14 protein-coding genes are annotated in these 16,275 nt (G+C 48.4%); all 14 read right to left on the bottom strand.

Annotation, left to right across the window (positions count from 1 at the left end):
* Nucleotides 1–23: 23 nt before the first annotated feature.
* A complete protein-coding gene (gene ftsA / locus MRK00_03280) occupies nucleotides 24–1,262 on the bottom strand; it encodes a cell division protein FtsA (protein ID MDR4516400.1) in 1,239 nt (412 codons plus the stop codon).
* 20 nt (nucleotides 1,263–1,282) lie between these two features.
* Entirely contained in the window at nucleotides 1,283–2,050 is a 768-nt protein-coding gene (locus tag MRK00_03285) for a cell division protein FtsQ/DivIB (GenBank protein ID MDR4516401.1), read from the bottom strand.
* On the bottom strand, nucleotides 2,040–2,957 hold the full coding sequence (locus MRK00_03290) for a D-alanine--D-alanine ligase (GenBank protein ID MDR4516402.1): 918 nt from the start codon (nucleotides 2,955–2,957) through the stop codon (nucleotides 2,040–2,042). The genes MRK00_03285 and MRK00_03290 overlap by 11 nt, the downstream gene beginning before the upstream one ends.
* A complete protein-coding gene (murB, locus tag MRK00_03295; protein ID MDR4516403.1) occupies nucleotides 2,957–3,874 on the bottom strand; it encodes a UDP-N-acetylmuramate dehydrogenase in 918 nt (305 codons plus the stop codon). Before murB ends, MRK00_03290 begins: the two co-directional genes overlap by 1 nt.
* A gap of 103 nt (nucleotides 3,875–3,977) precedes the next feature.
* Nucleotides 3,978–5,399: a UDP-N-acetylmuramate--L-alanine ligase gene (gene murC, locus MRK00_03300; GenBank protein ID MDR4516404.1), complete on the bottom strand. Its 1,422-nt coding sequence runs from the start codon at nucleotides 5,397–5,399 to the stop codon at nucleotides 3,978–3,980.
* Nucleotides 5,396–6,478, bottom strand: a complete 1,083-nt coding sequence (murG, locus tag MRK00_03305) for an undecaprenyldiphospho-muramoylpentapeptide beta-N-acetylglucosaminyltransferase (protein ID MDR4516405.1) — start codon at nucleotides 6,476–6,478, stop codon at nucleotides 5,396–5,398. Before murG ends, murC begins: the two co-directional genes overlap by 4 nt.
* 40 nt (nucleotides 6,479–6,518) lie before the next feature.
* Entirely contained in the window at nucleotides 6,519–7,691 is a 1,173-nt protein-coding gene (ftsW, locus tag MRK00_03310) for a putative lipid II flippase FtsW (protein MDR4516406.1), read from the bottom strand.
* Between the two features lie 4 nt (nucleotides 7,692–7,695).
* A complete protein-coding gene (gene murD, locus MRK00_03315; protein MDR4516407.1) occupies nucleotides 7,696–9,111 on the bottom strand; it encodes a UDP-N-acetylmuramoyl-L-alanine--D-glutamate ligase in 1,416 nt (471 codons plus the stop codon).
* Nucleotides 9,108–10,193, bottom strand: coding sequence for a phospho-N-acetylmuramoyl-pentapeptide-transferase (mraY, locus tag MRK00_03320; GenBank protein MDR4516408.1), 1,086 nt, complete (start codon nucleotides 10,191–10,193; stop codon nucleotides 9,108–9,110). Before mraY ends, murD begins: the two co-directional genes overlap by 4 nt.
* Before the next feature lie 106 nt (nucleotides 10,194–10,299).
* Entirely contained in the window at nucleotides 10,300–11,697 is a 1,398-nt protein-coding gene (locus tag MRK00_03325; GenBank protein ID MDR4516409.1) for a UDP-N-acetylmuramoyl-tripeptide--D-alanyl-D-alanine ligase, read from the bottom strand.
* On the bottom strand, nucleotides 11,694–13,238 hold the full coding sequence (locus tag MRK00_03330) for a UDP-N-acetylmuramoyl-L-alanyl-D-glutamate--2,6-diaminopimelate ligase (protein ID MDR4516410.1): 1,545 nt from the start codon (nucleotides 13,236–13,238) through the stop codon (nucleotides 11,694–11,696). Before MRK00_03330 ends, MRK00_03325 begins: the two co-directional genes overlap by 4 nt.
* A gap of 8 nt (nucleotides 13,239–13,246) precedes the next feature.
* Complete coding sequence (locus MRK00_03335) at nucleotides 13,247–14,986, bottom strand: penicillin-binding protein 2 (protein MDR4516411.1); 1,740 nt, start codon at nucleotides 14,984–14,986, stop codon at nucleotides 13,247–13,249.
* Entirely contained in the window at nucleotides 14,970–15,281 is a 312-nt protein-coding gene (gene ftsL / locus MRK00_03340) for a cell division protein FtsL (protein MDR4516412.1), read from the bottom strand. Before ftsL ends, MRK00_03335 begins: the two co-directional genes overlap by 17 nt.
* Nucleotides 15,282–15,303: 22 nt before the next feature.
* Nucleotides 15,304–16,266, bottom strand: coding sequence for a 16S rRNA (cytosine(1402)-N(4))-methyltransferase RsmH (gene rsmH, locus MRK00_03345; protein ID MDR4516413.1), 963 nt, complete (start codon nucleotides 16,264–16,266; stop codon nucleotides 15,304–15,306).
* Nucleotides 16,267–16,275 lie beyond the last annotated feature (9 nt).

Genomic DNA, 16,275 nt, shown 5'->3' on the forward strand with positions numbered 1-16,275 from the left:
ACAACCCCATAAAAACCACTCACCTAAAAATTCTTCTGAAACCAGTTTTTCATCCTGGTAAAGATCTGTTTTGCAGAACCGCCCTGCAATCGCATATGCTGCTGATGCCTGATATGCTCAATGCCCGTCATAATCAACCCGACTCCTGTTGAATACCGTGGCGTATGTATAACCTCTTGCAAATTACCCTTATAGTTGGGTACGCCCAAGCGCACAGGCATATGAAATATTTCCTCCCCCAGTTCAACCATTCCTCGCAAAGAAGCACTGCCGCCCGTGATTACAATGCCTGAAGAGAGCAATTCTTCATAACCGCTGCGTCTTAATTCCGCCTGAACCATGGTGTAAAGCTCTTCCGCTCGCGGCTCAATCACTTCGGCCAATGTTTGCACTGATAATTGCCGCGATCCTCTGTTGCCGACATCCGGCACTTCTATCGTTTCGCGCGTATCCGCCAGACTTCTGAGTGCATAGCCATAGCGGCATTTCAAATCTTCTGCATTCTTTGTCGGTGTACGCAATGCCATGGCAATATCGTTGGTTATCTGGTCGCCAGCAATTGGAATCACTGCGGTATGACGGATTGCGCCATTGGTAAACACTGCTATGTCGGTCGTGCCGCCACCAATATCTACGAGGCAAACGCCTAAATCTTTCTCGTCTTCGCTCAACACCGCCATCGCCGAAGCCAGTGGCTGTAGAATCAGATCTCGTACCTCCAGACCACATCGATGCACACACTTGACAATATTCTGGGCTGCTGAAACGGCGCCTGTTACGATATGCACCTTTACTTCAAGCCGTATGCCACTCATACCGACAGGTTCACGCACATCTTCTTGTCCATCGATAATAAATTCCTGGTTCAGGATATGCAGGATCTGCTGATCTGCCGGAATATTCACCGCTTTGGCTGCTTCCATCACGCGTTCAACATCCGCCTCGGTCACTTCCTTATCCTTGATTGGCACCATGCCATCGGAATTAATACCTTTAATATGACTGCCGGCAATACCTGTAAAAACTTCGTTGATCTTACAGTCTGCCATCAATTCAACTTCTTCCAGTGCGCGCTGAATGGCATTGACAGTTGTTTCAATATTGGCAACCACACCTTTTTTTAAACCACGGGATGGATGACTGCCTAGCCCGATAATTTCAAAACCACCCTCAGGCAGAATCTCTGCAACGATCGCCACAATTTTTGACGTACCAATATCAAGCCCGACAATCAGATTTCTACTTTCCCTAGCTTTACTCATCTAGTCACATCTCCATGATTTCACGTTTCTTTCCTTATATCGCGCCTACCTTTTAATGATTTTTTTGATTCAGGCATATATACCGCGAACCCATTGGGATAACGCAAATCCACATATGCAAGCGGTTCATCCTGATTTAAGTGTGCGATGCTATGGTTGTATACAGACACGTATCGTAACAACCGTTTTTCAATATCCTGTCGACCCAACTCAAGTATGGTTCCTGTATCCAGATGGATACGCCAGGCATGCCGGGACGACAGATTGATCGCTGTAATCGACTGCTTCAACGGTGCCAGGGCTTCACTGAACTGTCTGTAGCGTTGGGCGACTTCATGAGAGTTCGCCTCCATCGGACCAGTAAAAACAGGCATTTCTTCTTCGAGCACAACACGGAACACTTCTCCATAGGTATTAACCAGTGCATGACTGCCCCAATGCGCAAACGCCCGGTGCTCTTCCAGTTTAACAATCAGGCCCAGCGGCCAGACCCGTTCAATTCGTGCGTCCCGCACCCAAGGCATCCTTAAAAAGGCATCGCGTACCGCGGCCAGATCTACCGACAAAAAATTTCCAGCAACATCCTGTTTAACAATCTGTTCTATTTGCTCACGGGTAATATGTTTAAACTCAGCATGCGTAGAATGCATGCCTTGAACATGAATTTCCTTCAAGGGCAAAAAACGCGGCAAGCCGTAGTATTGAGAAAGGGCATAGAACACCACCGTTGCCACTATCAGAAACAACGTATTGGACAAAAAGTTTAAAAAACGGTGACTATCCCACATGAGACAAACTCAATATTTTTAAAACCAGATCTTCAAAACCAATTCCAGCGGTTGCGGCCGCCATCGGCACCAGACTGTGGCTCGTCATACCCGGTGATGTATTGGCTTCAAGGAAATAAAACCGGCCATCCTGACTTAAAATCAAATCAATTCTGCCCCACCCTTCACATCCCAGCGTTTGATATGCCGCCAAGGCCTGCTGCTGAATCAAATGTTCTTGTTCCTCCGGCAAACCGCAAGGACAGAAATAGCGGGTATCGTCGGACAGATATTTGGCCTCGTAGTCATATAGCTCACCCGCAACCACTATTCTCACCAGTGGCAAAGTTGTATCACCGAGTATCGCCGCAGTTAACTCTGTCCCTTCAATAAATTCTTCAGCCAACACGAGAGCGTCATGTTCAGCCGCCACATGGTAGGCCTGCGCAAGATCCTGGGCCCGATGGATTTTACTCAATCCAATTGTCGATCCTTCGCGCGCCGGCTTGACGATCAGTGGCAATCCCAGTGTACCCACAACCGCATCAAAGTCGCTTTGTTCATTTAACAACAGGCTGCGCGGTGATTTGATGCCCACTGCTTCCCAGAGTAATTTTGTGCGCCATTTATCCATTGCAAGCGCACTCGCCATAACCCCGCTGCCGGTGTAAGGAATACCCATTAACTCTAGTGCGCCCTGCATCGTCCCGTCTTCACCAAATCGGCCGTGCAACGCGATATGCGCCCTGTCGAACTTTTCGTCCAGCAACGCGGCAAGCGGTTTTTTTCCCGGATCAAAAGGATGCGCATCCACACCACAGTTACGCAATGCCTCCAGAACAGCCTGCCCGCTCTGTAGCGAAATTTCACGTTCGGCCGAACGTCCACCGAGTAGAACCGCCACTTTTCCGAAATCATGCCCTTTCACTACGCATTACTCCCCGTTTTACCAATAATGTGAACTTCCGGCATCAATTCGACACCCGTCTCCTTTTTAACCTTCTCCTGCACCAGCATTATCAACGTTTCGATATCGGTTGCAGAGGCATTAGCGATATTGACAATAAAATTCGCATGCTGCGTGGAAACCATCGCCCCACCGACACGCATGCCTTTTAGTCCGCATGCTTCTATTAAACGTGCGGCATGATCTCTTGGAGGATTTCTGAATACCGACCCTGCACTGGGCTTGTTCAATGGCTGACTCTGCACACGCCGCGTTAATAGTTGCCTGATCTTTTGCCGGGACACAGCCTCATCGCCCGTCTTTAACTGGAAGTATCCGCCCACAAACCATTCCGAATCGCTATCCGATACTGCCTTTCGCCGCACACTGCGATATCCAATTTCATAATCATCGGGTGATTGCACAGATATTTTTCCACTGCGGGTTATCACCTGAACCTGTTCGATAATCTCCCAGGTTTCAGCGCCATAACACCCTGCATTCATCGCCAATGCGCCACCGACCGTTCCCGGAATTCCCGCCAGAAACTCTGCGCCGGCCAGTTGATGCATCGCAGCAAATCGAGCAACCTTGGCACAGGCCACGCCAGCTCCCGCATAAATCAATCCACATTCACTATCCTGACGCATCAGTTGCAAATCGTTCAGCCGGGCATGAACCGCAATCACTGTACCCGGCAGACCGCCATCTCTGACCAGCAGATTACTTCCCAGGCCCACCATATATACCGGTTCGTCAACTGGCAGTTGTTGCAAAAAAAGCCCCAGGTCTTCCAAATCGGCCGGAATGAAATAGCGTCGGGCAATACCGCCTGCACGCCACGACGTATGCCGGCTCATCGGTTCGTTTATTCGCATTTCCCCGCGAACCAGACGCATACTCAGCTCACTGGAAAAAAAACCAGTCAAACGGTTGACATTCCACTTGTCTATTTGAAATACCGTTTTCATCACACACGCCCCCAGCCTATCTCCAGTTCAGTCACTCATTAATAATCATCATCAATTTTTGTTGCTTTCTTACAATTTCAGGCGCAACTCTCGATACAGAACCGGCTCCCATGACCAGAACCAGATCATCATCTTCGACCACATCCAGAATCGCTGCGACCAGCTCCTCCACTGTGCCGGCATAAATCGGTTCCACTTTCCCGTGTATACGCACCGATCTTGCCAGTGATTTACTATCAGCGGCCACAATGGGTTCTTCACCCGCCGGAAAAACTTCGGCCAGCAACAAAATATCCGGCTGAGAAAGCACTTTGATAAAATCTTCGAATAAATTGCATGTCCGCGAATAGCGGTGCGGCTGAAAAGCCAGAACCAGGCGCCGACCGGGAAAAGCGCCACGCGCCGCATGCATCGTCGCAGCAAGCTCTGCCGGATGATGGCCGTAATCGTCAATCAATGCAAAACGACGCTCATTGGACAAATGGATTTCGCCATAATGCTGGAAACGCCGCTCAACACCCTTGAACTCCGACAACGCTTTGGTTATTGCTGCATCTGAAGCGCCAATCTCGTTTGCCACCGCAATCGCTGCCAAAGCATTCTGCACATTATGCAAACCGGGCAAATTCAAAACGATAGGCAATTTTCGTGCTGAACCATTGACGCCAACCAAAGCCGTAAAATGCATTTGACCGTGGTGATGCTCGATATCCAGCGCCCGAACTTGAGCTTCCTCGGAAAGCCCGTAGGTTGTGATTGGTTTTGTAATATCGGGCATGAGTGCGCGTACATTTTCATCATCGATACACAAAACCGCCATGCCATAAAAAGGCAAATGTTGCATAAATTCGATGAATGTCTGTTTCAGCCGGTTAAAATCATGGCCGTAAGTTTCCATATGATCCGCATCCACATTGGTCACTACCGCCAGAACGGGTTGCAGATAAAGAAATGACGCATCCGATTCGTCCGCTTCAACCACGATAAATTCGCCGCTTCCGAGTTTGGCGTGACAACCCGCAGCTTTTAATCGACCACCGATCACAAATGTTGGATCCATGTCCGCTTCAGCCAAAATACTGGCCACCAGGCTAGTCGTCGTCGTCTTGCCGTGCGTTCCTGCGATTGCTATACCACGCCTCAGCCTGAGCAGCTCCGCCAGCATTAATGCACGTGGCACAACCGGGACATTCTTCTCATGCGCAGCAATCACTTCAGGATTCTCAGGCTTGACTGCTGTTGAAGTAACCACCACATCTGCGCCCTCAATCTGCGAACTTGCATGACCGGTATAAACCGTAGCACCCAAATTTCTTAAACGCTGGGCGACCAAATTGTCAGACAAATCCGAGCCGCTAATCCGGTATTTCAGGTTCAGCATTACCTCAGCGATACCGCTCATCCCCGAGCCACAAATTCCTACGAAATGGATATGTTTGACTTTATGCCTCATGTTGTCGTTTCGCTCGCTTCAATACACGCCTGCGCAACCCGCATGGTTGCGTCAGGCATGGCCTGTTTTCTCGCCGCAATCGCCATCGCCAATAATTTCTCGCGGGTCATGTTTCGTAAAATTTCCATCAGATTATCCGGATTTAAATCGCGTTGTTGCAGCAAGACAGCCGCCTGATGCTCACTCAAAAATCGCGCATTCGCTGTCTGATGATCATCCACCGCATAAGGATAGGGCACCAGTATGCTTGCCACACCCGCCGCAGCCAATTCGGATACCGTTAAAGCGCCTGCTCGGCATAACACCAGATCACAGGTTGCATAGTATTGCGCCATATCATCGATAAATGCAGTCAGCTCAGCTGTAACACCCAAGCCCGAATAGTTCTTACGCAACCCGTCCAAATTCTTTTCTCCCGCCTGATGTATCACAACCGGACGGTGATTTTCCGGCATGAGCTTTAAAGCCTGCGGCACCACCGTATTCAATACCTGTGCACCGCGGCTGCCGCCAACCACCAGCATTTTAAGCGGACCACTACGTCCCGCAAAACGTGCTTCCGGCGAACCCAGTTGCGTAATTTGAATACGTACAGGATTGCCCGAAAAAATCACCTTGCTTTTGTCCGCTTTGATAATATCCGGAAAGCCCAAAAGCACTTTATCAGCCAACTTTGCCAATACTTTATTGGTTAGACCCGGTATGGAATTCTGCTCATGAATAACCAGCGGTTTGTTAAGCAAGGAAGCCATCATCCCCCCTGGAAACGCCGGATATCCACCCATACCCAGTACTACATCCGGCTGTACTCTGCGCAAAATTCTAAGACTTTGCAGAAATGCTCTAAGCAATTTGAATGGCAATATCAGCCAGGTTGATACGCGTTTTCCACGTAAACCCGAAAAATCAATCGCTTCCATATCATATCCATGTTGCACAACCAATCTGCTCTCCATACCCGTTTTGGTGCCCAACCAAACCACTCGCCATCCTGCCGACTTCAGATAATCCGCCACGGCCAGACCTGGAAATACATGACCTCCGGTGCCACCGGCCATAATCAATATGGTTTGTGTCATCTCCAGTCCTTCGGCTTCATGTTGTTTCCACTCCGAGTCTTCAAATACTCATCCCCTTTAACCGCCGCCTGTTTTCCCAGTCAATTCTCAGCAAAACAGCCAACGCAAAACAAATCGCTGTGATGCTGCTGCCACCAAAACTCATCAATGGCAGCGTCAATCCTTTGGTCGGCAAAACACCCATATTGACGCCCATATTGATGAGTGCCTGCATGCCTATCCACAACCCGATACCTTGTGCAACCAATGCCGCAAAATAACATTCCAGTTTTGCGGCCCTGCGCCCGATGGCAAAAGCGCGCATGACGACGACAGCAAAAAGCGTAATTACTGTCACAACACCTATAAATCCAAGTTCTTCAGCCAGTACAGCCAGAAGAAAATCGGTGTGCGCTTCGGGCAGGTAAAATAATTTTTCCACGCTGCCCCCCAGTCCGACACCAAACCATTCTCCGCGTCCAAAAGCAATCAGCGCGTGACTGAGCTGATAGCCTTTGCCCAATGGATCAGCCCAAGGATCCATAAAACCAATAATGCGGTCCAGCCGGTAGTTGGCAACATATATCAATACAAACATACCCGCCGCCATTAAGCCCAAAAGTGTTGTAAATATCTTTATGCTGACTCCACCTAAAAACAGAATACAAATCATCAATGCTGTAACCACAACGGCAGCGCCAAAATCCGGTTGTTGCAACAAGAGAAAACCGACAACACCGGTCACGGCAATTAACGGCAAAAAACCTTTATAAAAATTGTCCAGATCGGCCGCCTTGCGCACCACATAATCCGCCGCATAGATAATCATGAAGAGCTTCATGAATTCAGAAGGCTGAAGATTTACCATGTACAATGATATCCACCGCTGACTGCCGTTGACTTCGCGCCCAATCCCGGGAATCAATACCAGTATCAGCAATAAAATACCAGCGAGAAACAGAAAAATGGCATATTTCTGCCACATTTGAACGGGCACCTGAAACGCTGCAAGCCCTAACAACATACCCAACACCAGATAAACCACATGACGAATCAGATAATGATTGGAATGATTGACACCAAACTGTGCTTCGGCGATGGCAATCGAAGCTGAATAAACCATAATCAATCCAATGCTTAACAAAAACAATATAGACCAAAGCAGCACCTGATCCAATTCAGGCACCTTGCTTGTATTTGTACTCGGATTTGTATTGCTTGCCGGATAAATCATGTGATTAATGAGTATTTTCTCCAATACTGAACAATCTTTCCTCGATATCCTTGACCGCCGCACTAAAAACTTCCGCACGATGGATATAATTCCTGAACATATCTAAACTGGCGCACGCCGGTGACAACATCACCACATCATCTTTCCGCGCCAGCAAGAAACATTTCTGCACCGCTTCCGCCATGGTTCTTGCAAAAAGAACCGGCACACCGCAACCGTCCAGCGCCGTGGCTATCTTATCCGCATCACGGCCAATCAACACAACACCGCGCGCATTCTCCGCGACCACATTATTTAATGCAGAAAATTCCTGCCCTTTCCCGTCGCCACCTGCAATCAAAACCACTTTACGCTGCAACCCCTTTAGCGCAGCGACCGTTGCACCGACATTGGTACTCTTTGAGTCGTCGATAAAAACCACGCCATTGAAAGCGGCAACTTCTTCCATGCGGTGCGGCAATCCCTTGAATTCACGCAGTGCTGACAACAGTGGTTCGATGGGAACCTGCAAAGCCCGGCAGAGTGCCAGCGCAGCCAACGCATTGGCAGCATTATGCATACCATTTAGCATTAATTCGGAAACTTTCATTAACAGCATCCGCCCTTCAGCCAGCCAGATACCATCACTCGTATGCACGATACCAAAATCTGTTTTTGTTACCGGCTCATTCAGTCCGAATGTAATCTGTTTTTTCTCCGACAGGCCCATCGCTATCGATTCGGCGTCATCCCGGTTAAGAACTTGTGTTCCGCTGGCTGGCTTCTCATGTTGGAAGATTCTGGCTTTTGCAAGCACATAGTCACCAAAGCTGTCATAACGATCCAAATGATCCTGTTCCAGATTCAAAACTGTTGCCACATCTGCGTTTAAATTCTCAGTCAACTCCAGTTGAAAACTGGAAACCTCCAAAACCCAGAATTGCGGCAAATGACCACTATCCATGCAGCGCATCAATGAATCGAGCACTGCGGGGCCAATATTTCCGGCGACCTCCACATCAAACCCGGCTTTTTTTAACATTGAACCGACCATTGCCGTAACTGTCGTCTTCCCATTTGTTCCCGTAATCGCAAGAATTTCAGGTTTTGGCGCCTCACATTGTTCAAGCGCCCAGTTAAACAGTGTAATGTCGCCCACGACCGGTACACCGCACTTGATCGCCTGCTGAACATGTGATTCCGCCATTGGTACACCCGGACTCATCGCAATCAACTCGACACCCTCAAATATCTTGCTTTCAAATGGGCCTTTAAAAATTTCGACTTCCGGCAACACGCTTTCCATAGTCAGCATATTTGGCGGGTCAGAACGGCTATCAGCCAGGCGCACACGGGCATTCTGGCGTACCAGCCATTTTGCTATCGATAGTCCTGTTTCACCCATACCCAGTACCAGCACATGTTTTCCTTTTAGATTCATCTCAGTTTCAAGGTCGACAGACCCACCAGAACCAAAATAATGGTAATAATCCAGAATCTCACAACCACCTGGTTCTCTTTCCAGCCTTTCAATTCAAAGTGATGATGCAATGGCGCCATTCGAAAAATACGTCGTCCAGTCAGTTTGTAGGAGGCCACCTGCAACATCACAGAAAGCGCTTCCATCACAAAAATACCACCCATAATAATCAGCACAATCTCCTGACGAACAATCACGGTTATTACGCCGAGCGCCGCGCCGAGAGATAGCGCGCCCACATCGCCCATGAACACTTCCGCCGGATACGTGTTAAACCATAAAAAAGCAAGACCGGCACCCGCCAAGGCGCCGCAGAAAACCGATAATTCACCCGCATTCGGGATATAAGGAATACCCAGGTAATTTGCAAAAACGACATGACCGGCAACGTAAGCAAAAATTGCCAACGCACCGCCTATCATCACTGTCGGCATTATTGCCAAGCCATCCAGACCATCCGTTAAATTAACCGCATTGCTGGTGCCGACAATAACAAAGTAGGTCAGTATGATAAAACCGGTCACTCCCAATGGAATCGCAATTTCCTTGAAAAAAGGCACGATCATATCGGTTTGTGCAGGCAATTCAGCAGTCACCGCCAGATATACCGCCACTGTAAATGCAATAACTGATTGCCAAAAAAACTTGGCGCTAGCGGAGAGTCCTTTTGGGTTCCGATAAACAACCTTCCTGTAATCATCTACCCATCCAATAATGCCAAAACCCAACGTGGTCAGCAGTACCACCCAAATATAACGATTACTTAAATCCGCCCACAGCAAGGTCGTCAAAACAATCGCCACCAGAATTAACGCCCCGCCCATTGTCGGCGTACCTGCCTTGATCAAATGGGTTTGCGGCCCGTCATCGCGCACCGATTGTCCTATCTTGTAAGCGGTCAGTTTTCGAATCATGACCGGACCGATCAGAAATGAAATTGCCAATGCTGTCAGTGCCGCAAGCATTGTACGTAATGTCAAATAACTAAATACATTGAACGCACGGATATCCTGAGCCAGCCATTGAGATAACTCTAGCAACATGGCAACGTCCTCAGCCCAATTAAACCAATCTGTACTATTTGCTTGCTTCGCATCATCTTCGCAGATTCTGACAATGCATTATTTATGAAACAACGCATAAGCATGATCATGCCTCCAGCCTATCGACAACCCGTTCCATTCGCATAAATCGGGACCCTTTAACAAGCACAGTAACGTCTTCATTCAGCAAACTTTCCGCCACATCCAGCAATTCATCCATGCTATTGAAATGCTCGGCGCCTTGACCAAACGCAGCACTTGCGAACTGACTCAATTCACCCAGTGTCAACAGCTTATCCAGTTTGGCATGTCGCGCTTCTTCACCGATTGTTCGATGCAAGTCAACCGATGATTCACCCAGTTCACCCATGTCCCCGAGCACCAGGATCCTTTTACCCGCCGCAGCCGTCAAGACTGCCAGAGCTGCACGCACCGACTCCGGATTTGCGTTGTAACTGTCGTCTATCAACACTGAATGCCGCAATCCTTTTTTTCTCTGCAACCGCCCGCGCACTCCCCTGAAATTCTCCAGCCCCGCAGCAATTGTTTTGCCATCGATTTCAACCGCCACCGCGGCGGCAGCTGCCGCTAGCGCATTTCGGATATTATGCACACCGGGCACCTGCAGATTTACGTTTACAACACCGTCGGGAAGGTGTAATTGCAGTGAACTGTCATATCCGTCCGCCTGGTATTCTGCAAACACCTGTGCTTGCTTAGCCTGCTGACCCAATCCAAAATCAATAATCCGCCGACTCCCTGCAAACCTATGCCATAAGGATGCGTAGCGATCGTCTGCATTCACGATCGCAGTGCCATGTTCAGCGAGCCCTGAGAAAATCTCGCCTTTAGCCTGCGCTACCGCTTCCACTGTACCCAGGCCCTGTATATGGGCTAATCCTGCATTGGTTACTACAGCCACATCCGGTTTTGCCAGTTGAGTCAGATAAGCAATTTCACCCATATGATTCATGCCCATTTCAATCACTGCATAGCGATGTGTATCGCGCATTCGCAGCAACATCAATGGCATACCGATATCGTTATTCAGATTACCTTCGGTCGCCAGTACTCTTGAATTTGCCGATATACTTTGTCCTGTGATATCCGCATTTCCCAGCGACTGACAAAGTATTGCCGCCAGCATATCTTTCACGGTTGTTTTTCCATTACTGCCTGTAACAGCAATGACCGGCATTGAAAACCGGCCGCGCCAGAATGCGGCCAACTGTCCCAATTTCAAACGCGTGTCATCCACTTGAAGAAATGATATGTCTGTGGACAGCACATCATCATCCGCATTCAGCCCGACCATGGCTGCTACGGCACCGTTATTTTGTGCAGCACGGACAAAACGAGATCCTTCGAATCTTTCACCAGACAAAGCCACAAAAAGATCGCCACTCTTGAGCGTCCTGCTATCCGTACTTACGCCGGTAAACAAAACATTTTCACCTCGCCATCGCGCATTCAGAGCTTGAGCGGCTTCCTGTAATAACATCATGCCCGCCCTCTTTTTTTACCTGATAAGTCATGGAGTATCTGCTGCACAACAACAGCGTCACTGAACGGTATTTTTTGTCCTTTGATCTCCTGGTAATTTTCGTGCCCCTTACCGGCAACCAATACAACATCATCTGAAGAAGCACTGCTGATCGATTGATAAATCGCCAATTCACGATTGATTTCAACTTGATAATTATCTCGATCTGCGCCGGATATGATGTCATTAACAATCGCTTGGGAATCTTCGTTACGCGGATTATCGCTGGTAAAAATAACATCATCCGCATAACGCGTAGCCACGCCCCCGATCAATTGCCGCTTACCTTTGTCCCGTTCACCGCCACACCCCAATACGCAATGTAAACGCCCCGATCCCCGGGTCATTTTTTTTGTTTCACGGGAAATTTGCAAAATCTCGCGCAATGTCATTAGCACCTTCTCCAATGCATCCGGCGTATGCGCATAATCCACAATCACAACAGGCTGACTCCCACCACCAAATTTTTCCATACGCCCCGTAATCGGCTGGACATATTGAAGCGCTCTGACCGCGTCTGTAAAAGCAACGCCACTTGCCAAAAGTGCTGCCGCCACTGCCAACAAGTTCGCTGCATTAAATTTACCCGTCAGATCAGTTTTCAAATGTTCGCGACTGCCTTGGAATTCGATATCGAATTCAAGACCATGCAGATCTACCTTAAGATTGGATCCATACACCATCCAACATTGTTGGGAAGCAGACTTAATCGCCTCTTTTCTGAATCCGTACCCGATGACTTGTACAGGCTCGCAAGCGAGTTGCTGCAGCAGTTCAATTCCAAGTACGTCATCAATATTGACAACCGCATACTTCAAACCCGGCCAGAAAAAAAGGCGCGCCTTGGCCGCAGCATAGGCATCCATATCCTGGTGATAATCCAGATGATCACGTGATAAATTCGTCAATACTGCAACAGATAACGTTATGCCGTTAATACGGCCTTGCACGATACCGTGCGAGGAAACTTCCATCGCCACGTTTTTAGCGCCATTTTGTAAGAAGCGTGCCAGATTCTTCTGCAACGATACCGAATCTGGCGTTGTATTCACCGTCGTTTCTAGCGCATTGATAAAACCATTACCCAGTGTTCCTACCACAGCCGTTTTTTTTCGCAATTTTTCCATGGCCTGCGCATACCAATGACTACACGATGTTTTACCATTTGTTCCGGTAAAACCGACCACGTTCAATGTATGAGACGGGTGACCATACACATGATCTGCAATAAATCCGACTTTATCCCGAAGATTCGCAACAGTCATTGAGGGTATGGACCATTCAGGGTTCCATGTAAAATCATGCGCATCCCATATCACAGCATTAGCGCCCGATGCAATGGCTTGCGGTATAAATCTGCGCGCATCGACTTTTTCACCCACCAAAGCTACAAAAGTATCGCCTGCCTGCACACAACGACTGTCTGTCACCAGATTTTGAACGGGTACACCCAGTTTTTCCAGCTGGCGATAATCAAACAATTTGCCTGTTTTATCAGCCATAACCTGGTTCATCCTTCTCCGTTCATCGTCGATACGACTGAAAAATTCACACCATTATTCGCTGGCGGCGCATCGTGAGGCACATTTAGAATGCGTAGCGCACCAACCATGACCTGGCTGAATATTGGCGCCGCCACAGCGCCGCCAAAGTATTTTCCTGCGGAGGGTTCATCAAGCATAACAGCAATGATTAAACGCGGTCTGGAAACAGGCGCATAACCGACAAATGAGGAAATATAACGATTCTTGGCATACCGCCCATCAACCAGTTTATGTGCAGTTCCCGTTTTTCCAGCCACGCGGTAACCGTTCACCTGTGCCAGTGGAGCGGTACCCTTAGACTGCGTGGCCATTTCCAGCATTTGACTGACAGCAAACGCTGTTTCACTCGAAATAACACGTTGACCCATAACTGGAAAGGCCTGCTTCTCAAGCGCAACCGGCTTGAGTTCGCCGCCCGTGGTAAAAATCGTATACGCACGCGCAAGTTGCATCAAAGAAACCGAAATGCCATGACCGAATGACATTGTTGCCTGCTCAATGGGGCGCCATTGATTATAGGGGCGAAGCAAGCCACTTGCTTCGCCCGGAAAACTCGTTCCGATAGGCACACCAAAGCCGACATTGTTATACATTTCCCACAATGTTTGCGGCAGTAGCGACAAAGCAATTTTTACAGTTCCGACATTGCTGGAAACCTGTATCACCTCTGCAACCGACAATAAACCTTTATTGCTTACATCACGTATTGTAGAGCGCCCGACTTTGAATGTTCCGGGCGAAGTCTGCAATACTGTATCGGGATTAACATGACCGATCTCAATGGCCGTTGCTATCGGAAACGGTTTTAGCGTCGAACCCGGTTCAAATGTATCAATCAATGCACGATTGCGAAGTCTGTTGCTTGTAATGCTTGATCTTGAATTCGGGTTATAAACCGGGAAATTGGTCAGTGCCAGCACTTCTCCTGTTTGCGCGTCCAGTACCACAATACTGCCAGCTTTTGCCTTATGGGCGGCAACGGCGGATTTCAATTCTCGATGCGCGATATGCTGAATTCTTCTATCCAATGACAAAACCACATCCTGCCCTGGCTTCGGAAGCCGGATATTTTCTACATCTTCTATAATGCGACCTTTATTATCCTTGATCACACGGCGACTTCCCATTTCGCCAGTCAGCACATCATTCCATCCGCGCTCGACACCTTCCTGACCTTGGTCATTAATATCGGTAAAACCGACCACATGCGCCGCACCCTCTCCTTCGGGGTAATAACGCTTAAACTCTGTTTTAAATGCAACACCTGGAATATTTAAAGCGTCTATACGCTCGGCTATTTCCGGTACAATTTGCCGTTTCAGATAGACAAAGCGCCCCCGGTCTCGATAGATCCGTTTTTCGACTTCGCTTTTATCCATTTCCAGCAAGCGCGCCAACTGCTCCAATTGAACAGGTGTTATTTTTAAAATTTGGGGATCGACATAAACGGAAGCAACCGGCGAACTGATCGCCAGTATTTCCCCATTACGATCAGTAATCATGCCCCGATCGGCATTCATTTCGACAATACGGCTGTAGCGCGCCTCACCCTCCTGCTGCAAAAAATCGTTATGCATGCCCTGCAAATACGCTGCGCGCGCCACCAGACTCATCAAACCCGCAATCAAACAGCCAAACAATAGCGATGAGCGACCTGGAGACAGTTTTGGTTGTGAGGAAGTCGCAGAATTAAAATTTTTCAACATGATCAAGTACCGCCCACCGTGATTCATCTACTTTCTTTGCCGAAATTATCTGCACATGATCAGCAGAAGGCACCTCCATATTCAATTGTTTTCTAGCAGAATTTTCTATTAACTGTCGTGCAATAAGTGTACTTTGTTCCAGCTGCAACTTGCCCCATTCAACTTCCAGCTTTCGGGTTATTTTATTTTCATTTTCCAAAGCCATATTCAGTTTGCGCGTCTCATGCTGCGCCGTCACCAGAGCTAGCGCACAAATCACAAACATCACGATTAAAATAAGATTCAATTTAAACATTCGCACATGTATTTGTTTTGAATCAAACACGTTCAGCCACGCGCATTACCGCACTCCTGGAACGCACATTTGCCGCGATTTCCGTTTGACCTGGACGTATCGCTCTACCAATCACTTTAAACTGTTGTTGACTCATTTTTCTCAATTCGGCCTCCCGCAACGGAATTCCACGCGGCACATGATCTGTTTGCGAAGACGCCCTCATAAAACGCTTCACCATTCTGTCTTCCAGAGAATGGAAGCTAATCACGACCAGGCGTCCTCCCGGCCTGAGCAAATCCACACTTTGGTGCAACGCTAGCGACAACTCCTCAAGCTCCTGATTGATAGCAATCCGTATCGCCTGAAAAGTGCGCGTCGCCGGACTCTGCTTGCCCTCCCGCTTACGTTCACGTGAACGGACAACCGCTGTGACAATCTCGGCAAGTTGCAATGTGGTAATAATAGGCCGCCGCGCTCTTGCCACAACAATCGCTCTTGCAATCGACCCAGCATACCGTTCTTCGCCATATTCTCTAATCACTCTCTCTAGTTCTGTTTCAGATACCGTTTCAATCCATTGTGCAGCCGTCTGCCCTTGAGTGATGTCCATTCGCATATCGAGCGGACCGTCTGCACGTAAACTAAAACCCCTTTCCGCATCCAGTTGCGGTGAAGATATGCCCAAATCCAACAAAATCCCGTCAACCTTCTGCACATCCATCTCGCACAATAACTGTTGCATTTGCGAGAACCTGCCATGCCTGATATAGAAATGAGGTGCATTTGCTGCCAACTCGGCGTTCAACAACTTTTCCTGTCTTCCCGCTTCAACTGCCGCCCAATCCCTATCCAATGCAATCAATCTTCCTTTTTGATTCAAACATGACAGAATCAAACGGCTGTGACCACCACGCCCATACGTTCCATCAACATAAACACCATCCGGTCTGATCGCCAGCGCTTCTACCGCCTCATGAAGCAAGACTGTAATATGCTCCGACAAAAAATCACC

Source organism: Nitrosomonas sp., from assembly GCA_031316255.1.
In the GTDB taxonomy this organism is placed as follows: Bacteria; Pseudomonadota; Gammaproteobacteria; order Burkholderiales; family Nitrosomonadaceae; genus Nitrosomonas.